Consider the following 24,509-nt stretch of genomic DNA (forward strand, 5'->3'; position numbering starts at 1 on the left):
ACCAGATGCTGCAAGAATAGCCTATCAGTCGAAACAGGAGAATTCACTTGCAAACAACCACAGACTTTAATCCACGGCCTATAACCCTTAAGGCTAGGGATATCACACTTAACCCTTTAGCTAGGGAAGATATAAAGGGTTTTCACAATGCAGGTAACCATGAAGGCTTGTGGAAATGGGTTATTCCCAATCCTTGTGAATCGTTATCAAGCACTGAACATTGGATTGCTAACGCGTTGAATGAGCAGCAACTTGGCCATCAGATCCCGTTTGTTATTATCGATAACCATAGCAAGAAGATAATAGGCAGTACCCGCTACTGCTCAATTCGACGAGATGATAGAAATATTGAGATAGGGCATACATTTATAACCCCAGATTTTCAGCGAACCCATGTTAATACTCAGACTAAGTTTCTGCTGTTGAAGCATGCTTTTGAGATATTGGGAGCCATTAGGGTTGAGATTAAAACCCATGAAAAAAACGAGCAATCTCGCAACGCTATCTTGCGCATCGGGGCCAAGTTTGAAGGCGTATTACGTAATAATAGAATTTTGCCCAATGGCTATGTTAGAAGTACTGCCATTTTCAGCATTACTGAACAGGAGTGGCCACAAGTTAAGACTGATCTACAAGCTAAGCTGGATTTAAATTAATTCTATTATTGGGATTTTGTAGGGATAGACCTTGAATATAAATTGCTTGATTAATGAAAGGTGGAATAATGCACATCCCTGAAATGATGAAGATGGAGAGCAATGAGCTCATTCATCAGTTTATTGAAGAGTTTAGTTTTGGCACTTTAATAACGGAGCAGCTTGAAGCTAATCATTTACCCTTTGTGTTAAAAAAGTCAGAAGGTGATTTAGGAACACTTTATGGACATTTTTCAAGAGCAAATCGTCTTTTAGTTAAGCAAGATGGCTGTAATGTGATGGTTATTCTTGAAGGGCCACACAGTTATATCTCTCCAACTTGGTACGCTTCGTTTCCAGCTGGAACTACGCTGCTGTACATCTTTATGGAGAGATGACTCTGCTCCCTAATGATGAAACGATAATGGCATTGGATGAAATGGTAAGTAATTATGAACCTGAGTTACTCATTAAGGGTGACATCATTACCGATGAATACCGAGATAGATTAGCACAGGGAATAGTGGGCTTTAAAATCAAGCTCACCAAAATGCTGGGGAAACAAAAGTTAGGTCAAAATAGAAAGCTTGTCGATCAAGCCGGTGTGGTAAAGGGGTTAGAATTAAATGAAACTTCTGATGTTAAGAGGCTGCTGAGTTATATGCAAAAAAGAGGCATAGGGATTGGTTGAATTTAGCTTAAAAATATTAACAGTTAAATTAAATAGATAAGGCAGTAACCTGCCTTATCTATTGACTGTATTTACTTAACGAGCTTTGGTTGTATTTTATCTTTAAACCATTTAGTTAACAGTTCAGACTCATACGGAAATGGTTGGCTGGTAATTGGCTGAATGCCAAATAGGAAACCCATGTTTTGAATTTTCTCTGAACCAGACATAATCACTTTACCATCCTGGCTTAAACTGTAATCAAAACTAATTTTAGGGGGGTAGAGATCTGATACTACTCTAATGTCATCTGGAGAAGCACCAAAGGTGGGTTGTACATCACCCGCTAAATCTACATTCGTTACCATAAGATCTAATTTTTGATTTTTCCCTAGTGCTTTCTTGGTGACTAGTCCTAATTCCTCGGTTAGTTCACTAAATAAGTAAGGGCCAAATTTAGATTGTAGCCAAGTGGTTGATTCAATGTCTGTATATTGACTTGGATCTTTCCAAATAATGGCAAGATTACCATCATGGGTGACATAGTTTTCTATGGGCTCTTTTTTAGCAGTTGAAGTACACCCAGATAATATCGCCATAATAATTAAGGTTAGTAAAGATATTGTATATCTCATATCGACTCCTTTGTATTTGATTGTACTGAATATAGTTTAATGTTAAAGGCTGTAACTAGTCGAGCTAAATAAATTATTGAATAGGCAGTTTTATATAATTTTACGTGGGAAACAAGTTTTATTAACCACTAGATGGACCTGATTGTTAATTTATTTGTTGAGTATGTATTAAGCCATTGATTATTTTTGAGTTTTATAATTAGTTTATATTCTATAAAGTAACTGGTACTTTTGGCTTACTTTAAAAGGGTTGGCGTGATATTTATACGATACGTAATTTATTATATCATTATAATTAAATGCTATTAATTCTTAATTGTATAGATGTTTTCTATCGCAATCTGAAATCTAATATTAACATTCTTAGCATTAGTGACACGGTTAACCTATAAATTAAATATTATTAGATTGATGAATACATTATAGACCTGACTTCCTGTTGTAGAATCAACAATGTTCTAGTTCAACCTGATTATAAGGCTTTATGCTCGTAGGCTTCCATTGCTGTGTCGGACATATTATCCATAATGTTATCAGCAGTTTTATCATAGGGTTGCCAGAACATCTGCTTTGAGAAAAAGTCAGGATCATTATCAAGTAGCGGATTATTGTCGACTAAGTTTGTTGTTGAGACCATGCCTAATTCATTAACCAGTCTGGTTTGAACGGTTTTACCAATAAAGTAGTTGGCAACAATTTCAGCGGCTTCAAGCTTTGTACCGCTTAAGTGTTTGGCGAAATTAATGGTATCGAGCCAAACTGTGCTTCCCTCGTTAAAATAAACATATTCCCATTTACCACCTTGGGCATTCTGCTCCGCAATCTCAACACCGTAACTAGACGTTAATAACAGCTCTTGATCATAGTTTGGGGTGCCATCCCAAAAGGAACGAACTTGTTGATATAAAAGGTTCGTCTGTTTTTGAGCCGAGTTTTTGACGAATGTGATTGCTTCACGTCTTTTTCCTGCTTTAATGAGGTCATCAATATAGAAGGGGGGTTTATCCAATGACTGCATAACCAGAGCAATGTTAGGTTGGATTTGTCCTTTTGCTAATGATAGCTTTCCTTTCCATTTCTCATTCCAGAGGTCACTTATTGAAATGGGTAGTTCCTCTTTATTGAGTTTGTTCATGTTAGCCCAAATACCGTAAGCACCACCGCCGAAGGGAATATAAACCATACCTTTATCGCTCATTCCCATTGGAATCTGTGTTAACTCAGTTTTGAGATTCTTATAATTTGGCATTCGAGGGGATTGAGTGTTGATCACTTGCAATAGCTTAGAAGTTTTCTCTTCCTGCATTTTAATGTAATTAAGAGTCAGAAAGGATATGTCTGTTTTTCCAGCTCTAAGCACGTTAAACATCTGTTCGGGGCCGGAAGCAAGTAGGTTGATGACTTGTGCTTCTATTTGATAGCCCTGTTGTTTGAGCTGCTTGTTGACTGTGATTAAGTCTTGGGAAGTGACATAACCATCCCAAGTAAATATTCGTAAAATCTCCTTCGCGTATGAAGGGAGAGGTAGCAAAATTAACACGCATATAAAAAGAATGTTCTGCCGCATGGAAATCCTTGTAATGTGCGCAACCATTTTTGGCCGCTTTACAATCTAATACATTAATTTAGATAACTTATTTAATCACAGTCTGTTCCCCAGTAGGCAGTATTCTCTAAGGATCTTTTTATCGCAAGTGTAATTTTCGTATTCTGGTTATTTAATTGTTAATTAATCTCTTTGGTGCTAGATAGTGACGATTTGGCAAGGCGAAATCGACGTATTAAGCCTGACTTTTACTTTTTAAAAATATAATTACTTTCGATTTAAATCGTCAGTGAGCGTCAGGCATAAATTTCGTAAAGAATCTATCTGCTGTTCTGTAATACTTACTTTTGCTAAGAGCACTTGCTTTAGCGATAAAGCTTCTTGTTTAAGCGCGATGCCAGAAGGAGTAACTTTGATGATTTTCTTGCGCTCATCTTTACTGTCAACCCTCCGTATTAATAGGTTTTTAGTTTCGAGACGTTTAACAATTGGCGTTAAGGTGCCGAGATCCAAACGAGTTTCTTTCGAGAGATCTGTAAGACTAGCGTTATCGTTAAGCCATAAAGCTTGCATTACTAAATATTGTGGGTAGGTGAGATCGCACTGCTCTAATAAAGGACGGTATGCACGGACGAGTGCATTTCCCGCTGTGTACAAGGCAAAGCACACATTGTCAGATAGAGACTGAGTGTTGTCATTGTTGTCAACTTGCGTTGTTTTATTCTGGATAGAACTCTTCTGCACCTTAAATACGCCTTAAATGTGTTTATTTTAGTATCTGTAAAGCATTAATTATCAAATAGTTTGGATGTGTTTCAAACATTTCTGAAATATACTTTGCGCGCAAATTAGTTGTCTTTGTCGGTATTTGATAGTAGAGTTTACCACAATTAATTAGCGCGCAAAGTAAAAGAAGTTTTATGCAAGCTCAACAGATATTACTTGATTCACGCCCTGAAGGCTTACCCACTCATGACAACTTTAAACTGTCGTCTCTTCTACTTCCAGAGGTTCAAGAGGGTGAGTTTTTAGTTAAAAATCTATGGATGTCGGTAGATCCATACATGCGTGGTCGTATGATCGATAGAAAAAGCTACATTGCGCCGTTTTCGATTGGAGAGGTACTTGAGGGCGGTGCCATTGGTGAGGTGATAGAGTCGCGCAATTCTGACTTTCCTGTGGGCGTTAAAGTCACCAGTATGCTTGGCTGGCGCAGCCATTATGTGACAGATGGTAGCGATCACACCAAGCTCCCTGAAACGCCTTTGAGTGAATCTCATTTTCTTGGTGTACTCGGTATGCCTGGTATGACAGCTTGGGCAGGGTTAAATCGAATTGCCGAGCTAAAAGAGGGGGAAACCTTATTTGTTTCTGCGGCATCCGGTGCCGTTGGCAGCGTGGCATGTCAGCTTGGCAAGTTAATGGGCGCTAAAGTCATCGCCTCTGTTGGCTCCGATGAGAAAGCGGTTAATTTGAAAAGCTTAGGTGTGGATGCTGTGATCAATTATAAAACAGCAGAAAACTTAAGTGCAGCACTGAAAGAAGCAGCCCCACAAGGGGTGGATGTTTACTTTGAAAATGTGGGTGGTGAGCATCTTTCTGCTGCACTGGATAATATGAATGACCATGGCAGAATTGCCGTGTGTGGTATGATCTCCCAATACAATGATACAGCGCCAACACCAGGACCGAGCAACCTTGCTATGATCATCATGAAGAAGTTGAGAATGGAAGGTTTTATCGTTTTTGAGCATTGGGCGCATTACCCTGAGTTTGCAAAAGCGATGGGTCAATGGCTAGCAACTGGGGCTGTTAAAGCCGAGCAAACCATTTATGAAGGGTTAGCGAGCGCTCCCGATGCCTTTATCGGATTGTTTGAAGGCAAAAATCGCGGCAAGATGGTTGTTAAGCTAACTTAGGTTTAGATAACTTGACAAAAAGAGCCCTAGGGCTCTTTTTTGTTTTATACCAACCGCTATTTAAAAGTGACCTTACCACCAATCATTTTTAGTGCAGGAGTTCCTCGTACTAATGTATCTCTGGCAAACTCTTGGCCGCAATTGGGGCATAAGCACGCAGTGTGAGTATAATCTTCAACGATACGCTCCTTAAAACATTTGACCAGCGCACCTTTCCCACCTTTTCGGTATTTAAATAGTTGGTTTTTACACTTCGAACAGAAGATATCTACGGTTCGAGTCGGGCCTTTTTTATTAGGTTTTGCCATTTATTTTTATCTAGTCATGAGGCTTATAAGTCATACAGCTAATGAAATGTAAATCTACCATTTACCACCCTATAGATCGACAGTTCTCGCTCTTAACGATCAGGTTTTATGAGTATCAATGCAAAAGTGATATATCTCTTCTAGTCTTGTAGTGACAATGAAATGAAGATAATTGAGGAATAAATATGTTCAATACTAATAAGCGAAAGAGTCTGCTCCCTTCAATCCTACCTTTAAGCATAGGAATAGCGTCTATATTAATGTTAAGTGGATGCACTAACTATGAGCCTGTTGCTGCAGGCAAGTGTCCAGAGGTCGTCAAGCATGCTAAAAAGGTATTGGGAGCTATGGCTCCAGATGCTAAAACCATGATGGCGGATTGTAAGGCTGCGACTGATAGTGAGCGTGGTTGTGTGATGGCCGCGACTAAAAAAGGAGCATTAGCTCAGTGCATGTAGTATGAAATGGAATTTCCTTATTTCTATCTGAACGGTGAATGGGAATATTTAGGCTATAAATAGGCTTAACATTTAACTAACTTAATATATAGTAGCTAAAAGTTTGTTGAATCATGGCGTTAGTTAATGTCTAAAATAACTAGAATATTCTTCACCTTCGCTTTATCGTTAATTTTTATCACCATAGCGGCTGTTTACATTGGATTGAACCTGAGTTTACCTAAGCTTTCAGGTGATCTTTATAGCGCCCATATCTCCAATGACATTACTTTAGAGAGAGACATTCTCGGCACGGCGATCATTTCAGGTGATAGCCGCAAAGATATTGCTTACGGGCTAGGTTTTGCTCACGGGCAAGATAGATTCTTTCAGATGGATCTATTAAGACGAAATGCAGCTGGTGAGTTGTCAGAGATATTTGGCAGCAAAGCGCTTAACGTCGATAAACAACATCGCTTTCATCAATTTAGAAAGCGAGCTGAATCAATCGTGGCTAAGATGCCAATAGCCCAAAAAATGCTACTCCAAGCTTATGCTAATGGGGTCAATGCCGCGTTAGCAGAGCAGAGTCTCAATTCATTTGAATACCTTCTGACAAATTCTACACCGCGATCATGGGTACCCGCCGATAGTCTGCTCGTTATCTTTAGTATGTATTTGGACCTTCAGGGAAGAACCCCGACAAGAGACATGGTGCTAATCCATATTGAACAACTGTATGGCAAAAACATGTTGGCTTTTATTACGCAAAACAGCCCCTATCAGGCAGCGCTTGATGCGAGTTTACTCCCCACTGATAAGCTTGAAATCCCAGCTCTTTTAATGAAAAACCTTGCCGCTTCCAAGGTGACTTCCATTGAAGAACCCCTGGATATTGGCAGTAATAATTGGGCTGTGAGGGGCGCCTTAACAGCCTCAGGAAAAGGCATGCTATCTGATGACATGCACCTCTCGTTTGCGGTGCCCATTATTTGGTATCGGGCCCAGTTGAACTACAAGAGTCAGATAGGAGATGAAGTTAAACAAGTTCAAGTGACTGGCGTCTCGTTACCCGGCACCCCTGCCGTTGTCGTGGGGACGAATGGGCTGGTTGCCTGGGGATTCACCAATGCTTATATCGATACCGCGGATTGGGTATTGTTGGATGATAAGCAAATGCTCTCGACGGATATTGAATTAATCGAGTTGCCTGATTCAACCCTTGAATACCCCATTGAAATATCGGAGTTTGGCCCAGTTAAACAAATTAATGGTAAAGCCTATGGTCTCTCTTGGGTGGCGCATCAGGATTATGCGGTGAATATGGAGTTAATGGGACTGGAAACGGCCAGTAATGTTCAGCAAGGGTTAGCGTTAGCGACCAGTATCGGGATCCCGGTACAAAATATGTTGCTGGTCGACAGTGAGGGAAATGCAGGTTGGAAGCCAGCAGGTGCAGTGCCATCGCGAACGAATCCGAGTAATACTGCTCAGCAAGCTTATCAATTTCAAGATATTATGTGGCAAGAGAACGAGCCCAACTTACCTCAAGTCTTTAATCCTGACTCGAGTCGATTATGGTCGGCGAATTCGAGAGTAATGTCGGCGGATGAATCGACTCGATTTGGGGATGGTGGCTATGCGTTAGGCGCTAGAGCCCAACAAATAAGAGACCGGTTGTTTGAATCTGAACGTTTTAACGAACAAGATTTTTTAACACTGCAGTTGGATAATGAGGCAAGATTTCTTCTACCTTGGCATAAATTCTTAATTACCTTACTCTCAACTCAGCCAACGCGTTTCGCTAAAGATATTCAATATTTGAGAGACTGGCAGCAGTGTGCTTGTGCTGACTCTGTTGGCTATACCTTAGTGAGATCGTTTAGACATCAGTTCATTGATGCTAGCTTTGCGCCAATTGAAACTGGGCTCAATAAGCTAAATTTGAGTCTATCCGTGGTTAAACGCTATTTGGAACCTGCTATTTGGCAATTAATCGTTGAGCAACCTGCTGACTGGTTACCTGTCGAATTTAGTACTTGGGATGATTTTGCTATTTCTATCTATCAAGACTCAGTGGACACATTATTGGCTAAGCACAGTGAAAGCGAAGAGTTGGCCGACTTGCAGTGGGGGGAAGTTAATCGGTTAGAGATAAAACACCCATTTAGTCGGCAACTGCCATTCTTGAGTCGTTTTTTGGATATGCCAAGTCAAATTGGATTTGGGGATACGTTTATGCCAGCTGTTCAAAAACGTTCATTTGGCGCCTCACAACGTTTTATTGTACAACCGGGTTCGGAAGAAAGTGGCATTATGATGATACCTGGTGGGCAGTCTGGCCACCCTTTGTCTGACTATTATCGTTCAGGTTTTGAAGATTACGCCAATAATGTGACTACACCTCTATTACCCACTGACACCGTATATAAAATAACAATTAAGGTTGGTGACTAATCCAGTATAAAGATGTAATCACTTCGTGGTCGTTAGCATTTAATGGTGACTGGTTAGCTTATTTAATTATTTGTGTCATGAGACAATGTTAGCGGGAATGTAGTAATGGAGGATAACGGGCATAGAGCATGCCCGCTCTTTAATAAGGGGAAGACAGAGATAGGTAGCCTAGCTCTGTAATAGTTCCTTAGCGTTGGCTAATGTATTACTGGTGATCACATCTCCACCGAGGAGTCTAGCCAGTTCTTCGACTCGCTGGGACTTGTCTAAAGAGACCATTGATGTTTCAGTTTTACCCGCCTTAGTGTGCTTGTTGACGAACATATGCTGATGTCCATTACCTGCAACTTGAGGTAAATGAGTGACACAGAAGACCTGTGTTGAATCACCTAAAGTGCGCAGCATACGCCCAACAACAGCCGCAGTAGGGCCTGAAATCCCCACATCGACTTCATCAAAAATCAGGGTTGGCGTCGATACTTTCTTAGCTGTAATAACTTGAATACCAAGACCTATTCGTGAAAGCTCACCACCAGAGGCTACTTTAGAGATAGCTTGCAGGGGTTGGCCTGGATTTGTTGATACTTGAAACTCTATGCTATCACAGCCATTAGGCGAAATAAGTTCTTCGTTAAAGGTGACTGTGATGCAGAATTTGCCCTTCGGCATACTAAGTTCATGTATCGACTGCGTGACTTTTTTATCTAATTCTTTAGCGTAACGATTTCGACTTTGGCTTAACTTTTTAGCATGGATTAAGTAGCTTTCTTTGCTTGCGTTTACTTGCTCTTCTAGCTGTATTAAGGCCCCTTCATCTGAATCTAAGCTATTCAGTTCTGCTAACAACTCTTGATGGTGACCGAAGAGGGCACAAGGTAGAACTTGATGCTTACGTGAAAGCTGCATTAATTTGGACAGTCTTTGTTCTAGCTGTTCAAAATGTTCAGGATCCAGCTCTAATTTATCTAAGTAATGTTCAATTTCACTGCTACTTTCCTGAATTTGAATCAATGCATCATTAAGCATATTAACAACGCTTTTAAGATCTGGGTCATAAGACTCAAGTTCCTGAGCCTGCGTAATGCCAGCGTTGATCAGGGACTCAACACTGCCTTGATCATTCTCCTGTAAAATATACAGCTGGTTTTTACAGGCTTGGACAAGTGCAGTACCATTGGCAAGTTTCTTATGTTCAGCCTCTATCTCTTCAAACTCCCCCTTATTTAGGGCGAATTCATTGAGCTCTTCAACTTGATACTGCAATAGCTGTTTACGGGCTATGCGTTCATGTTGAGTTTGCTGAAGGACCTTCAGTTCCTTCTCTATTAACTTACAGCGCAGGTAGCTAGAGGAGACTGTTTCAAGGAGTAACCTGTGGTTAGCATAGCTATCAAGTAAAGTAAGTTGGTGCTCACTTTTTAGCATAGCATGGTGGGCATGTTGGCCATGTATTCCAATTAATAGCTGGCCGAAATCTTTAATCTGGGTGAGCGGAACTGGGTTGCCATTAATATAGGCTCTTGAGCGCCCATCACTGTTGATGGTTCGTCTAAGGATGCACTCTTGATCTAATTCAAGATCATTATCTTCAAGCCAGCGTTTTGCTAAGGGAACATCATCTAGTGAAAACCTTGCACTCACTTCAGCTTTTAATGCGCCAGGTCTAACGGTACTGGCGTCAGCCCGGTTACCAAGACATAAGCCTAAAGCATCAATTGCAATTGATTTACCTGCACCGGTTTCACCCGTAATGCTGGTCATTCCAGGTTTAAAATCCAGTTCGAGAAATCGAACGATGGCAAAATTATTAATGCTGAGTTGGCAAAGCATGATGAGACACCTCCACTTAAGTACTGTGTTTATGAACAGTATATACTGATTTTATATACAGTAAAGCTTTGTGTGAAAATTAACCGAGTATTGCATGAGGGATCCCCATTGAAATATGTAAAAGAAGATGAATATCAATATATTATCTATCGATGCTCTAGTGTAAAAAATTATCTATCAGAGGTAAGGTCACAATACTGAGTACGGTACCAAGCATAATGGCCTGCGCACTTATCATCACCTTAATCTGATACCTTTCAGCTAAAAGGTACACGCTTGCGGCTGTTGGAAGCGAAGCCAGTAGCACTCCCATGACAAAGTAATCGCCCTCAATCCCGAAGGCTGATAATAAAATATAGGCCAGTGCAGGCTGTATGAACAATTTAGCAACGTTTATCCAACTCAGCTCTGCAATTTGATTTAATACACTTGATTTTTCATTGTAGGATTCTTGGCTGCCACTCGCTTTAGCGAGCACCATTCCAATAGCAAAGAGGGCACAAGGGCTAGATGTCATTCCTATTTGCCTTAACATGATTGAGATAGGTTCGAATAATTCAAACTTTAAGGCAGACAAAAGAACGCCGATAGCGCTGCCAATCACGACGGGATTTTTGATTAAAGAGAGGGCAACAATTACCAGCGGGGATTGTTTATATTCTTGCTTTCCACTGCTTTTCTCTTGATATAATTCGATAACTACAAGAGCTAAAGCAAACACGATAACCGAAAGTAAACTGGCAATAGCGGCCGCTGTTAGGGCTGTTTGCTCACCTGGAAACAACATTGATAACAAAGGTATGCCGATAAACGCGGTGTTACCGAATGTGCTGTTAAGAGCCCTTAATGCGGCTAAGTCTGCACGACCTTTATTGGTGATATACGATACCAATATTACCAGAAGGTAGGTGATGAGCATGGCCAGGCTGTACCCAGCAATAAACCCCCATTGCAATATCTCATCGATTGGTGTTTGTGCCAGTGCGATAAGCATAATTGCAGGGAAGGCCACATAATACACATATTGGTTCAGCACCATATCGGTATCGGGGGGGAGCAGTCTAAGTTTCTGTACTAGCGAGCCTAATAACATCATGGCGAGTACAGCAAACAGGGGAGTTAAAATGGGTGACATTAAATGCAGTTCCAAAGTTGCTATACGTTAAAATATCATACTAGGGCTAAGGTGGACTATGACGTATTCGTCATAAACGTGCACTTTGGTATAAAAATAGAAGAGACAAGGCTAGAGTTAGCCTTGTCTCTTTATTGATATGACTTATTTGATTAGATAACGACGTGGGGGGATACGTTCGATTGCCGGATTTGTCTTTGTTCCTGTTTGCTTGTTGAGCTTGGTTGGCGGTAAAACACCAAGCTCACAATAGAAGTTTATTTGTCTTCTGAGCTCAAACAAAGAACCTGTTCGGCATTGACCGCTAATGGTAAGCGTCCAAGTATCAGTTAATCCCTTTGCATTCGTTAAAATATAACCTTGATAAATTAACTTACGCATAATGAGTCAGGAAAGTTAGCCTTCCTGTGTTCCTATACCAATATTTGAGACACCCGCATCGATAATCTCTTTGCGTAAGGACTTAATAAATTCAGCATTGAGCTTAGGATTATCTTCAATAAGCTCTAACAAGTTCTCTTGCAGCTCTTTTTCATCAAGCATGACTTCATGATTAAAGATGTAATCATCAAAGGCATCTTCATCAAGTTCTACGTCTGAAATCGCTTCAATATAATTTGCGACAGTACTTGATGACAACTTACTAATGTTGACAATATCTTCTTCAACTTTACTTTGAATAGCACTTAAAAGAGCGATCAAAGCGGTAGTTGCATCCATGGCTGGATAAACACCATAGACATCGAAGTTAGCGGGATCTGGAGTGATAAGCTCCAATCTTTCTAGATAAATATCGATGTTGAGCTTTAGCTTGGAATCATAGCTCGATTGCCACAGCAGGTTTAGTACAGTGTCTAATACCTGCGGGTCACCAAATTCACAGACTTCTGAGAAAAGTTGATAGTTAGGTAACATGCGTTGACACAAGGCAATAGCAAAGACTTTCTTCTGTGGAAAATCTAATGCTTTGACTCGTTTAAAGAAGCCTGGTTTCGTTGTCATCTATTACGTCCGTTGATAACTGGGATATCACTTGAGTTGCGGCTGATTCTACCTTACTTAGCTCGTCAAGTAACTCAAGTATTTCAGGCTCAACATCGGCAACAGCAGAACCGGCTTTTAAGCAGGATTCAATCTCTTGGCAAAGCTTCTGTGCTGTTGGCACGCCACAATAACAACACGCTCCGTGGAGTTTATGTACCGATGACAGCATTGAGTCTTGATCGAACTCCTCTAGCGCTTTTTTTATTAATTCCGTGGTCTCAGGAATTGATGCGACTAACATTTTAAGCATATCCAAGGCTAAGTCTTGCTTTTGATTCGCTTGGGCTAAACACAACTCCCAATTAAGCGTAAAGGGATCGAAATGGGTAAATTTAGGCCTAGTCTTCCAGCGAACGATCACACTTCTTAGTGCGGCTTCATCGATAGGTTTAGGCAGGTAACCGTCCATCCCGCTTTGTTGGATAAGCTCTCTCTCTTCGGCAATGGCATGAGCGGTGACGGCAATAATGGGAGTGTTGCGGTTTAAGGATTGCTGGCGGATGAGTTTAGTGGCACTAATGCCGTCAGTGCCTGGCATTTGAATATCCATAAAAATGAGATCAAAACTGCGTTCCTGAGCGACATCAACCGCGCCTTTTCCATTGTTTATCACGGTAACTTGAGTAACGAGTTCCTTTAATAGTGTATCAATTAGCTTAAGGTTTGCCGGATTATCATCAACAGCGAGCACACTCAATACTTCTCTGGCGACGGGCTCTGCTTGATTAAACTCTTCTTGCCTGTATGCGCTGCTAATATCGGGTTTGGGATCGAGCAGTATCTGAGCCAATGTATTTGTGCCAACGGGGCTGGGGAAGATTTTATCAACGGAACCAAACACAATATGTAAGTTTTGTTCATTAGTGCCAGAGAGAAAGATTAAGTAATGGCATGAAGCTTTAATGGCCTGCAACTGTTCTGAAAAGTCTTTATCTGGGTTTAATCCTTTGCAGCTCACTACGCCAAAATCGTAAATGGTAGAGTTTTGCTTGATATGTCTGTCGAGCTGGGTCGATGAATGCAGGTTGGTGACTCGCATGCCCCAATAGTCGAACTGTTTTGCTAAGGCATTATTAGACAACTCTCTTGGCTCCACCAATAACACGGTTTTATTCAGGAGTTTTTCTGTTGGTAAAAACTGACCTACCGGATATTGGCTGGTTTCAAGTGGCAGAGTGAAGCTAAAAGTAGAACCAACATTGGCTTCTGATTGGCAGCCTATCTGACCACCCATTCGATTCACTAAGCGCTTAGTGATAATTAAGCCGAGTCCAGTCCCACCAAAGCGACGAGAGATTGAGGAGTCCGCTTGTCCAAAGGCTTGAAATAGTATCTCTTGCTGTTTGGGATCGATACCTATACCAGTGTCGGTTATCTCACAGCGAAGTAGCACTCTCTCTTTTGAACTTTCAGCGAGTTTAAGGCAAAGCTGGACACTGCCTTTATCGGTGAACTTGATAGCATTACCTATCAAGTTGGTGAGAATTTGACTGATCCGCATTGAATCGCCACAAAGACCTTCTGGGATCGCTTGGTCTATGTCGACAACCAACTCGATGTCTTTTTCTCGTGCGCTATTGGACAACAAAGTGACGGTGTCACCTATGGTATCTCGTAAAGCAAAGGGTTGATTTTCTAATACCAGTTTTCCGGCTTCTAACTTAGAGAAATCTAAGATGTCGTTAATGATCTCTAATAAGTTACTGGCACTTTTTTCGATGGTGCTGATGTAATCTTGTTGGCTTGAGTGCAAAGGGGTTTTAAGCAATTGTTTAGCAAACCCAATCACGCCGTTAAGTGGAGTTCTGAGTTCATGTGACATGTTGGCTAAAAATTCTGATTTGATCCGGCTGGCTTCAAGTGCGCGTTTTTTAGCTAAATCTAACTCGACGTTTTGGATCTCAATTTGTTCTAAGGTTTCCCTAAGATCAGAGGTGGCTTGGTCGATATTTTGTTGCATCTCATCATGGTACTCAGACAAGGAACTTGCCATCGCATTGATACCACGCTTCAGCAGATCAAGTTCACCAATTAAGTTACCATCAACGCGAGTGTCAAGTTTACCTTCCCTTATCTTTGCAACTACCTTCACCATTTCAGTGATGGGTTGAGTGACATTTTTAACCAGTCGAAAGGTAAAGAGTAAGTTTAACTGAACGCCAATTAGGACGATGATAAAGGCGGCAACAGCAGCTCTGTGCTGTTCAAGTAATGAATTTTCTTTATTAACCAATATGGCAATATAACCAAGCTTGGTTGCGGCAAGATGCTGAGGATCCCTTTCATCAAAGGTACTGAGTTTGAGTTCGTGCTCTGAAGAAAAAATGGGGCTGCGTAGAATTAAACTATCACCAACTTGCTCTAGCTCTGTTCTCATTAGGCTACTTAATGGTTTATCGTAGCGCATTAACTCATGATCTTTATAATGATGAGAGGTGACAATAACTCGATTGTCCGTGTCGAAAATGGCGATAAATTGAACTAAAGAGGATTTGTTGAGCTGTGCTGCAGTGATCAGTTTCTTGGTTGTTTCAAAATCTTGCTTCTTCAGGCCTATTTCGGCAGCGATGGCAAGAGGCTCAATAATATTGCCGCCCTGCTCGATGAGTGTTTCTTCGAGTTCATAGAAACGATTTATGGTAAAATAACTGCCTAATAAGATCCCGATGAGAATGGTCGGAGCTAATGCCAATACGAGCACCCATGATCTAAGGCTATATTTGGTCATGCTATCGGCTTTATTCATTAGGCTCGCTGATTTGTCCAGTTCTTACACACGTAACACTAGACTGCCAGAAGTTATGCAGTCTTGGCCAGTATTATTATTGATTTAGAGGCCTAAATGGCACAGTTTTTTAAAGCAAAACCAAACAGTTCAAAGCAACTCTCTGCAAAAGTTCAACTCGAGGTGACCCGCTTAGATCATCTGGGGGCTGGGATTGCTCAGCATCAAGGGAAGATTGTCTTTATCCCCGGGACGCTACCCGGTGAGCAAGTGATGGTTCAGTTGACTGAACAGAAGAAGCGTCATTCGAAGGCTAAATTACTCAAAATTGAGAGCCGTTCAGCGGATCGTATCGAGCCCAAATGTGCACATTACCATGAGTGCGGTGGCTGCGATCTTCAGCATCTTGCTTTAGACAAGCAGCGTAGTCACAAAGAATCGGCACTGGTCGGTTTGATGGATAAATTAAGCCATACCCAAGCAGAGACTTTAGCACCGGCGATAATCGGTGAGCAATGGGCTTATCGTCGTCGTGCGCGTTTAGCGACTTATTACAATCAAGAGAGCAAAAGAATCACGTTAGGTTTTAGGGCTCAATCGAGTAAAGAGGTCATCAGCATTGGTGACTGCCCAGTTTTATCGACGTCTTTGTCACAGTTAATTTCGCCTTTAACTAAAATCTTAAATCAACTGTCAGGGAGAAGAGCATTAGGGCACGTTGAGCTTATCGATGTTGAAAACGGTCAATTTATCGTTGTTAGAATGACTAAAGCTTTATCGGACAAAGACAATACCCTATTGACCCTGTTTGCCAAGGAGCAAGGGGTTAATTTACTTGTTCAAGGTAATGAGGGTGAACTTGCCGTGCTTGAAGGGCCTACAGAGTTGCCTTTCTACACGTTAGATGGCGAGATTAAACTGAGTTTCACCCCAGGCAATTTTGTGCAGGTTAATGGTGAAATTAATGCCGCAATGGTGTCTCAGGCTGTTCAATGGTTGGAAGTGAAAGCCGATGAACGAGTACTTGATCTTTTTTGTGGAGTGGGCAATTTCAGTTTACCGTTAGCAAAATCGGGTGCCAAAGTGGTTGGGGTCGAAGGGGTACCAGAAATGGTGTCTCAGGCCAGAATTAACGCCAAACAAAGCGGCTTGTCAGACGTAACTTTTTTCCACACGGATTTAAGTGCTGATCTTTCAAAAGAGCCTTGGTTAGGTAAAGTGGATAAATTACTGCTTGATCCTGCCAGAGCTGGCGCGTTTGAGAGTCTGCAGTTTTTAAAGAAAATGAAGCCTAAATCGATTGTATATGTCTCTTGCGATCCATCCAGTTTAGCTCGAGACAGTGAGCCTTTACTTAAGCATGGCTACAAATTGAAAAAGTTAGGTTTAATCGATATGTTTCCCCAAACACATCATATTGAAGCTATGGCACTGTTCGAATTAACTTGAATTTTACATAAGTCACTTAATTCGATGAAAAAATAACTAAACAAATAATATTCAGCTTATGTTAATTGACAATAAGATCATAATGTTGAAGATAGGTATCTATATGATTATTTTGTTTCAAAGTTAAGGACGAAATTGAGATGGTATCAGTTCGAGAAGCACATTTTAGCGATCCTAATTTTCAACTAGAAGAGTGGGTAAACCGCTACATTAGTGACACGGATGAAGCTCAAACACTACTCGAACTGATTAGCCGTATCGAGACCATGCTTGTTGGAAGCCAAGAGCACAAAACGCTAACACTCCAACGTGCCAGAGAGATGATTGAGATCTTAGCGCCGTTGAATATGGATATCGAAACCTTACAGGCGTCAGTGTTATTTGTCGTTTTCGAAGCTGGGATTTTATCTAAAGAGGCGTTAGAGGAGAGTTTTGATAGCGAACTGGCTAAATTAGTGATGAGCGTCGAGACCATGAATGCCATTGGCGCACTCAAAGTCGACAACCAGTCTCGTACCAGTGACGTCAAAATCGATAATATCCGCCGTATGCTATTGGCCATGGTGGAAGATGTTCGTGCTGTGGTGATTAAATTGGCTGAGCGTATCTGTCTGCTTAGAGAGGTTAAAAATGCCGATGAGGAAACGCGAGTATTATTAGCGCGTGAAATCGCCGATATTTATGCGCCGCTGGCTAACAGACTGGGTATTGGTCAACTGAAGTGGGAACTGGAAGATATCTCTTTTCGTTACCTGCACCCGCAAACCTATAAAGAGATCGCGAAACAGCTCGATGGTAAAAGGCTCGATCGTGAAACCTTTATCGATGAGTTTGTTGAGCAACTTCAGACTCGGCTAGATAAAGATCAGATCAGGGCAAAAGTCTATGGTCGCCCTAAGCATATCTACAGCATCTGGAAGAAGATGAAAGGCAAAGATCTCAAGTTTGATGAGTTGTTCGATGTCCGCGCTGTCAGAATCGTGACCGATAGACTGCAAGATTGCTATGGTGCGCTTGGTGTTGTTCATACACTTTGGCACCATATCCCCCGTGAATTTGATGATTATGTTGCCAACCCTAAACCTAATGGCTATCAATCTATCCATACGATTGTCGTGGGGCCAGAGGGGAAAACGGTTGAGATTCAGATCCGTACTGAGCAGATGCATGAAGATGCAGAGCTCGGGGTTGCCGCGCACTGGAAATATAAAGAGGGCGCGAGCGGCGCTAAGCAAAGTGGATATGAAGAGAAGATAAACTGGCTACGTAAAATTCTGCAGTGGCAAGAAGATGTGGCCGAAAGCGGTAACTTGGTCGAAGAGGTTCGCAGTCAGGTCTTTGAAGACAGAGTATATGTCTTTACCCCAAGTGGTGAAGTGGTCGACCTTCCGTCTGGTTCGAGTGTGCTCGACTTTGCTTATTATATTCACTCCCACGTGGGACATAAGTGTATTGGTGCTAAAGTCGATGGACGCATAGTGCCCTTTACTTATCAGGTTGAGACAGGGCAGCGGGTTGAAATTATCACCTCTAAACACCCGAATCCTAAGCGTGATTGGTTAAACCCTAACTTAGGCTATATCCGCACTTCACGTGCGCGTTCTAAAATACAACACTGGTTCAAACAGCAAGATAGAGATAAGAATATCGTTGCTGGTAAAGAGATGTTAGAAGCTGAGCTTGCCAGATCTGGCCTTAAGCTTAAAGATGCTCAAAGTGCCGTTGAGCGTTTTAACTTAGTCAGTATGGATGATCTATTGGCCAGTATTGGCGGTGGCGATGTACGTCTTAATCAAGTGGTTAATCATGTGCAGAGCCACATGCGCATCAATCAAGTTGATGATGAAGCTGCGGTTGAAGATCTGGTTAAAAAGAGCGGCATTAAGTCTAAGAAAGTGGGTAAAGGTCAAGTCGAGGTTAATGGCGTCGGTAACCTCATGAGCCATATTGCTCGCTGTTGTCAACCTGTACCAGGGGATGAAATTTTTGGTTTTATCACTAAAGGCCGAGGCATTTCGGTACATCGAGCTGATTGTGAGCAGGTGAAAGAGCTGATGCGAGTCCACCCTGAACGAACCGTGGATGTGGTGTGGGGTGAACATTATTCTGGCGGTTATAAAATTCGCTTACGTATTATTGCCAGTGACCGTTCGGGATTACTCCGAGATTTAACCTCTGTATTAGCGGCAGAAAAGTCCCATGTGATGGCAATGAGTTCAACATCGGATATCAAAACTCAGACGGCGGCGATTGAACTTGAACTTGAGCTGTATAATTTAGACGGACTTTCACGTGTGATGTCTAAACTGACGCAGATTGAAGGGGTGAGTGAAGCCAGAAGGCTTTAATTACACCTTGTTATGACTTTTTAAATAAAGAGAAAATGACGGCTTAGGTCGTCATTTTTATTTTATAAAACACATTTTAAGGTGTAGTTATGCACAATAACGATATTCAACCTCTACTCGATATTATGGTTAAGTTAAGGGATCCTAAAACGGGTTGTCCTTGGGACAAAGCTCAGAGTTTTGAGACTATTGTGCCGTTTACCTTGGAAGAAGCGTATGAAGTGGCAGATACCATTGAGAGAATGGCCATGGATGAACTGCCTGATGAATTAGGCGATCTGCTGTTCCAGGTGGTGTTTTATTGCCAACTGGGTCGAGAAGCCGAATTGTTTGATTTTGGCGATGTAGTAGACAAAATCTGTAATAAACTTACCTCTCGCCATCCCCATGTCTTCGGGTCTTTGGAAGGCGTGAGTGCTGAACAGGTCAAAGATAACTGGGAGCAGATTAAAGCCAAAGAGCGCAGTGCTAAAGATTTGCATTCGGTATTGGATAATATTCCCGTGGGTTTACCGGCACTCTCTCGCGCTGTAAAAATTCAAAAGCGCGTTGCGAGAGTTGGCTTTGATTGGGCTGAACTTGGGCCAGTAGTGGATAAGATACATGAAGAGATAGATGAAGTAATACATGAGGTTAAGCAAGAGGAAATCAGCCAGGATAGGGTACAAGATGAGATGGGCGATCTGCTCTTTGCTGTCGTGAATCTTGCTCGGCATCTAGGGGTAGAACCCGAGCAGGCACTGCGTCAGGCAAATAGGAAATTTGAGAGACGTTTTCGTGGGGTTGAATCGCTGGTAAATCAAGCGGGGAAGCCGATGGAAGCCCACACTTTAGATGAGCTCGATCAATATTGGGATGAAGTAAAATTACAAGAATAAGCGACGAATATAAAAATTCTAATAATCTTGTTTGTCGAATCGCTAGGGCTTTGGTATAATAGCGCCCCGTCCTAGTGCTTCATTACAAGCACGTATTTCCAACTCATTTTCTCAGGTTCATAATGACTACAAGGTATATCTTCGTAACTGGTGGCGTGGTTTCATCACTAGGTAAAGGCATTGCAGCAGCTTCTTTGGCAGCAATTTTAGAGGCCCGTGGCCTAAATGTAACCATTATGAAGCTGGATCCTTATATCAACTTGGATCCGGGTACAATGAGTCCGACACAGCACGGTGAAGTGTTTGTGACTGAAGACGGTGCTGAAACAGATCTTGACTTAGGTCACTACGAGCGTTTCATTCGTACCAAGATGAACCGTCGTAATAACTTTACAACAGGTCGAATCTACTCTGAAGTACTTCGTAAAGAGCGTCGTGGTGACTACTTAGGTGCCACCATTCAGGTGATCCCGCATATCACTAATGCAATTAAAGAAAAAGTGCTTGCAGGTGGTGAAGGTCATGATGTCGCTATCGTTGAGATTGGCGGAACTGTCGGTGATATCGAGTCTCTTCCATTCTTGGAATCTATTCGTCAGTTAGGTGTTGAATTGGGGCGCGAGCGCACTCTGTTTATGCATCTGACTCTAGTGCCATTCCTTGGCGCTGCAGGTGAAGTGAAAACGAAACCAACACAACATTCAGTGAAAGAGCTTCGCTCCATCGGTATTGCACCAGATGTACTTGTTTGTCGTGGTGATCGTCCTGTACCTGCCAACGAAAAAGCTAAAATCTCTCTCTTCTGTAATGTGGAAGAGCGTGCTGTTATTTCACTTAAAGACGTGGATAGCATCTATAAAATTCCTGCTCTGCTTAAAGCGCAAGGTCTTGATGAACTTGTCGTTAAGCGTTTTGGTATCGAATGTCCAGAAGCTGATCTTCATGAGTGGGAGCAGGTTATCTATCAAGAAGCTAACCCTACTGGTGAAGTCACTATCGGTATGGTGGGTAAATACATTGAATTGCCAGATGCTTATAAGTCTGTCAATGAAGCACTTAAGCACGCAGGTCTATTTAATCGTGTGTCGGTCAATATCAAGTATATCGATTCGCAGACTGTTGAAGCTAAAGGTGATGAAGTGCTTCAAGGCCTTGATGGTATTTTAGTACCTGGTGGTTTTGGTGAGCGTGGCGTCGAAGGCAAGATTTTGGCGGCTAAATATGCTCGTGAAAATAATCTTCCTTACTTTGGTATCTGTTTAGGTATGCAAGTGGCATTGATTGAGTTTGCTCGTCATGTTGCAGGCCTTGAAGGTGCACACTCTACTGAGTTTAATAAACAGACTCCGTATCCAGTTGTCGGTCTAATCACCGAGTGGATCAATGAAGATGGTAATGTCGAAGAGCGTCATGAAGCATCTGATCTTGGTGGCACAATGCGTCTAGGTGCACAATTGTGCCACTTAGAAGAGGGGACTAAAGCGGCTGAAGCTTATAAGTCGACCACTTGTGTTGAGCGTCATCGTCACCGTTATGAAGTTAACAACAATTATAAAGATCGTCTTGAAAAAGCTGGCTTAGTGTTCAGTGGTCTGTCTTCAGATCGCCAGCTTGTCGAGATGATAGAGCTGCCAAACCATCCTTGGTTTGTTGCAGGTCAATTCCACCCAGAATTTACATCAACTCCCCGTGATGGCCAGCCATTATTTGTCGGGTTTGTTGCTGCAGCCGCTGCGTATCAAAAACGCGATTTAGGCTAACACCAAATACTCAGCCGTTTCCTCTCTTAGGAAGCGGCTTTTTTGTCTATGGAGTACTTGTCCTAAGCTCTTTTTTACTTACTGTGTTTTTTCATAGTGAAGTGCCGACCTTTTTTATCCTGAAGGTGGGGTTAGGATCTGTTTTGGTTATGTCAATTTTGGTGAACAGATTTCAGTTTTACTTTTTCACTTTATAAACTTAAACCGAGGGAATTATGGCTAAAATTATTAACGTCATTGGTCGCGAGATCATGGATTCACGTGGTAACCCAACAGTAGAAGCAGAAGTTCACCTACAAGGTGGGTTCAACGGTATGGCCGCTGCGCCATCAGGTGCATCTACTGGTAGCCGTGAAGCACTAGAACTACGTGATGGCGATAAAGCTCGCTACATGGGTAAAGGTGTATTAAAAGCGATTGCGAACATCAACGGTCCAATTCGTGATGCGCTAATGGGCAAAGATGCAACAAATCAAAGCGAACTTGATCAAATCATGATCGACCTTGATGGTACTGAAAATAAAGATAAGTTGGGTGCTAACGCAATCCTAGCTGTATCTCTTTCAGCTGCTAAAGCTGCTGCTGCATTTAAAGGTATTCCTTTGTATGCACATATTGCCGATCTAAACGGAACTCCAGGCCAGTATTCTATGCCTGTTCCTATGATGAACATCTTAAACGGTGGTGAGCACGCTGATAACAACGTGGACATCCAAGAGTTTATGGTCCAGCCAGTTGGTGCAAAGACGTTCCGTGAAGCATTACAAGTTGGCGCTGAAATCTTCCATAGCTTGAAGAAAGTACTTCAAGAGAAAGGTTTGAGCACATCAGTCGGTGATGAAGGTGGTTTCGCTCCAAACTTGGCTTCTAATGCTGATGCACTTGCAATGATCCAAGTTGCAGTTGAAAAAGCAGGTTATAAGCTTGGTGAAGATGTCACTTTAGCGCTTGACTGTGCTGCATCTGAGTTCTACAAAGATGGTCAATATAACCTTGCTGGTGAAGGTAAAATCTTCTCTGCAAATGGTTTCTCTGATTTCCTTAAGTCGCTAACTGAGCAATACCCGATTGCGTCAATCGAAGACGGTCTTGATGAATCAGATTGGGATGGTTGGGCATACCAGACACAAATCATGGGTGACAAGATTCAATTAGTGGGTGACGATTTATTCGTGACTAACACAAAGATCTTAAAGCGTGGTATCGACAACAACATCGCTAACTCAATTTTGATTAAGTTTAATCAAATTGGTTCTTTGACTGAGACTCTTGCTGCTATTCGTATGGCTAAAGAAGCGGGTTACACCGTTGTTATCTCTCATCGTAGTGGTGAAACTGAAGATTCAACGATTGCTGATCTAGCGGTCGCTACTTCAGCGGGTCAAATTAAGACAGGTTCACTTTGTCGTTCTGACCGTGTTGCTAAGTACAACCAACTGCTTCGTATTGAAGAGCAGTTAGGTGAAAAAGCACCATATCGTGGTCGTAGCGAAATTAAAGGCAAAGCATAATCTGTTTTGATTATCGAGTTATCAGTTTCGTTAGATAACCGATAAAACTGATTAAATGACAGCTAAGCTTTAAAAGGTCACCATTAAGGTGGCCTTTTTTGTTACTATCACTAAAATATTGTTGTACATCCACTGGCGGATTTTTAATTACAATGAGACCTCTTCTATTCGTACTTGTGTCACTGTTAGGCTTGCTGCAATACCAGCTCTGGTTTGGCGTAAGTAGCCTGCCAAAATCGTTGAAGCTACGAGATCACACTTCTATTCAACAAGCGAGTAATGACAAGTTAAATGATAGGAATCAAGTGTTGAGAGAGGAGATTATTGATCTTCGCAGTGGAACTGAAGCGTTAGAGGAACGTGCTCGAAATGAGCTGGGTATGGTAAAGAAAGGAGAAACTTTTTTCCGTGTCGTCGGTGATAAACGTACCAGTCAGATATTAAGTCATTAACGCTTCGTTATATATTGTGAGCTTTGAAATATGAATCACCGTCAAGATAAGATTGTTGCTGTTGTTCCTGCTGCGGGTATTGGCAGTCGTATGGGGGTCGAGATCCCTAAGCAATATCTAGAGATCAATGAGACGCCAATCTTAGGGTTAACCTTATCCATACTCCTAACGCACCCCAAGATTGATAAAGTGATCGTGGCGCTTCATCCACAAGATACACGATTTCACTCTTTGCCTGAGGCATCGCACCCAAAGCTGCAAACAGTGATCGGTGGTGGCGAGCGAGCTGACTCAGTATTAGCGTGCCTTAAGAACATAGATGATGAGGCTTGGGCTTTAGTGCATGATGCCGCGCGTCCCTGTTTAACACATAGTGATATTGATAAACTTCTCGCATCTCGAGAGCAATTCCCTCAAGGCGCTATTTTAGCGTCTCCTGTTAGGGATACCATGAAACGTGGTAAGTGTGATGGCACGATAGAAAAAACGGTGTGTCGCGATCAGTTATGGCATGCCTTAACACCACAGCTATTTTTAGGCGTTGAGCTAAGAGATAATTTAAGCGCGGCTCTGATAGAAAATGCCACGGTTACAGATGAAGCCTCTGCGATGGAATGGGCTGGGATTTCACCAGGGCTGGTGTCGGGCAATGTACAAAACATTAAGATCACTCACCCAGATGATCTTCGGCTAGCGAAACTGTTTTTAGCCCATTAATTTTATACTTCTTCGCTGAAGTGTCGTTTTAACCTATTTCAACTGACAGTGTA

20 protein-coding genes and 1 pseudogene are annotated in these 24,509 nt (G+C 42.0%); 12 read left to right on the forward strand and 9 right to left on the reverse strand.

Annotated features, from left to right (window positions below; translation table 11 throughout):
- Positions 1-47 precede the first annotated feature (47 nt).
- Complete coding sequence (locus tag FN961_RS19795; RefSeq protein ID WP_144041913.1) at positions 48-656, forward strand: GNAT family N-acetyltransferase; 609 nt, start codon at positions 48-50, stop codon at positions 654-656.
- A 92-nt stretch (positions 657-748) separates the two neighbouring features.
- A pseudogene (locus FN961_RS26085) lies at positions 749-1,326 on the forward strand (FMN-binding negative transcriptional regulator).
- 71 nt (positions 1,327-1,397) lie between these two features.
- On the opposite strand, the gene FN961_RS19810 reads toward FN961_RS26085, so the two are convergent.
- The 3 genes from FN961_RS19810 to FN961_RS19820 all read right to left on the reverse strand — a co-directional run bounded on the left by FN961_RS19810 (position 1,398) and on the right by FN961_RS19820 (position 4,230).
- On the reverse strand, positions 1,398-1,940 hold the full coding sequence (locus FN961_RS19810) for a DUF3016 domain-containing protein (RefSeq protein ID WP_144041916.1): 543 nt from the start codon (positions 1,938-1,940) through the stop codon (positions 1,398-1,400).
- Positions 1,941-2,412: 472 nt separating this feature from the next.
- Complete coding sequence (locus FN961_RS19815; RefSeq protein ID WP_144041917.1) at positions 2,413-3,507, reverse strand: extracellular solute-binding protein; 1,095 nt, start codon at positions 3,505-3,507, stop codon at positions 2,413-2,415.
- A gap of 246 nt (positions 3,508-3,753) precedes the next feature.
- Positions 3,754-4,230 (reverse strand): MarR family winged helix-turn-helix transcriptional regulator, encoded by a 477-nt coding sequence (locus tag FN961_RS19820; protein ID WP_144041918.1) that lies wholly within the window; start codon positions 4,228-4,230, stop codon positions 3,754-3,756.
- 176 nt (positions 4,231-4,406) lie between these two features.
- On the opposite strand from FN961_RS19820, the gene FN961_RS19825 reads away from it, so the two are divergent.
- The gene (locus FN961_RS19825; RefSeq protein WP_144041919.1) at positions 4,407-5,405 is read left to right on the forward strand and encodes an NADP-dependent oxidoreductase; all 999 of its coding nucleotides are present in this window, start codon (positions 4,407-4,409) and stop codon (positions 5,403-5,405) included.
- Between the two features lie 56 nt (positions 5,406-5,461).
- On the opposite strand, the gene FN961_RS19830 is transcribed toward FN961_RS19825, so the two are convergent.
- Positions 5,462-5,713, reverse strand: coding sequence for a hypothetical protein (locus FN961_RS19830; RefSeq protein WP_144041920.1), 252 nt, complete (start codon positions 5,711-5,713; stop codon positions 5,462-5,464).
- 185 nt (positions 5,714-5,898) lie between these two features.
- Between FN961_RS19830 and FN961_RS19835 the strand changes: the two genes are divergently transcribed.
- A complete protein-coding gene (locus tag FN961_RS19835) occupies positions 5,899-6,171 on the forward strand; it encodes a hypothetical protein (RefSeq protein WP_144041921.1) in 273 nt (90 codons plus the stop codon).
- Between the two features lie 126 nt (positions 6,172-6,297).
- Positions 6,298-8,607 carry a penicillin acylase family protein gene (locus tag FN961_RS19840; RefSeq protein ID WP_144041922.1) on the forward strand — a complete coding sequence of 770 codons (2,310 nt, stop codon included), beginning with the start codon at positions 6,298-6,300 and terminating at the stop codon, positions 8,605-8,607.
- A 168-nt stretch (positions 8,608-8,775) separates the two neighbouring features.
- On the opposite strand, the gene recN is transcribed toward FN961_RS19840, so the two are convergent.
- The 5 genes from recN to barA form a co-directional block, all read right to left on the reverse strand.
- A complete protein-coding gene (gene recN, locus FN961_RS19845) occupies positions 8,776-10,437 on the reverse strand; it encodes a DNA repair protein RecN (protein ID WP_144041923.1) in 1,662 nt (553 codons plus the stop codon).
- Between the two features lie 157 nt (positions 10,438-10,594).
- Positions 10,595-11,572 (reverse strand): AEC family transporter, encoded by a 978-nt coding sequence (locus FN961_RS19850; RefSeq protein WP_144041924.1) that lies wholly within the window; start codon positions 11,570-11,572, stop codon positions 10,595-10,597.
- Between the two features lie 144 nt (positions 11,573-11,716).
- A complete protein-coding gene (locus tag FN961_RS19855; protein WP_144041925.1) occupies positions 11,717-11,953 on the reverse strand; it encodes a DUF3319 domain-containing protein in 237 nt (78 codons plus the stop codon).
- A 15-nt stretch (positions 11,954-11,968) separates the two neighbouring features.
- On the reverse strand, positions 11,969-12,574 hold the full coding sequence (locus tag FN961_RS19860) for a YjaG family protein (RefSeq protein WP_144041926.1): 606 nt from the start codon (positions 12,572-12,574) through the stop codon (positions 11,969-11,971).
- Positions 12,549-15,362, reverse strand: coding sequence for a two-component sensor histidine kinase BarA (barA, locus tag FN961_RS19865; RefSeq protein ID WP_144041927.1), 2,814 nt, complete (start codon positions 15,360-15,362; stop codon positions 12,549-12,551). The genes FN961_RS19860 and barA overlap by 26 nt, the downstream gene beginning before the upstream one ends.
- A gap of 96 nt (positions 15,363-15,458) precedes the next feature.
- Here barA and rlmD point away from each other — a divergent pair, with 96 nt between their 5' ends.
- From rlmD to ispD, 7 genes are all read left to right on the forward strand, one after another.
- Positions 15,459-16,790 (forward strand): 23S rRNA (uracil(1939)-C(5))-methyltransferase RlmD, encoded by a 1,332-nt coding sequence (gene rlmD, locus FN961_RS19870; RefSeq protein ID WP_144041928.1) that lies wholly within the window; start codon positions 15,459-15,461, stop codon positions 16,788-16,790.
- Between the two features lie 140 nt (positions 16,791-16,930).
- Entirely contained in the window at positions 16,931-19,138 is a 2,208-nt protein-coding gene (gene relA / locus FN961_RS19875; protein ID WP_144041929.1) for a GTP diphosphokinase, read from the forward strand.
- An 89-nt stretch (positions 19,139-19,227) separates the two neighbouring features.
- Positions 19,228-20,016: a nucleoside triphosphate pyrophosphohydrolase gene (gene mazG / locus FN961_RS19880; protein ID WP_144041930.1), complete on the forward strand. Its 789-nt coding sequence runs from the start codon at positions 19,228-19,230 to the stop codon at positions 20,014-20,016.
- 122 nt (positions 20,017-20,138) lie between these two features.
- Positions 20,139-21,776 (forward strand): CTP synthase, encoded by a 1,638-nt coding sequence (locus FN961_RS19885; protein ID WP_144041931.1) that lies wholly within the window; start codon positions 20,139-20,141, stop codon positions 21,774-21,776.
- Positions 21,777-21,991: 215 nt separating this feature from the next.
- Positions 21,992-23,287 carry a phosphopyruvate hydratase gene (gene eno / locus FN961_RS19890; protein WP_144041932.1) on the forward strand — a complete coding sequence of 432 codons (1,296 nt, stop codon included), beginning with the start codon at positions 21,992-21,994 and terminating at the stop codon, positions 23,285-23,287.
- 152 nt (positions 23,288-23,439) lie between these two features.
- Entirely contained in the window at positions 23,440-23,739 is a 300-nt protein-coding gene (gene ftsB / locus FN961_RS19895; protein WP_144041933.1) for a cell division protein FtsB, read from the forward strand.
- A gap of 30 nt (positions 23,740-23,769) precedes the next feature.
- A complete protein-coding gene (gene ispD, locus FN961_RS19900; RefSeq protein ID WP_144041934.1) occupies positions 23,770-24,456 on the forward strand; it encodes a 2-C-methyl-D-erythritol 4-phosphate cytidylyltransferase in 687 nt (228 codons plus the stop codon).
- The last annotated feature ends 53 nt before the right edge of the window (positions 24,457-24,509 follow it).

The organism is Shewanella hanedai (assembly GCF_007197645.1).
Classification (GTDB): domain Bacteria; phylum Pseudomonadota; class Gammaproteobacteria; order Enterobacterales; family Shewanellaceae; genus Shewanella; species Shewanella hanedai.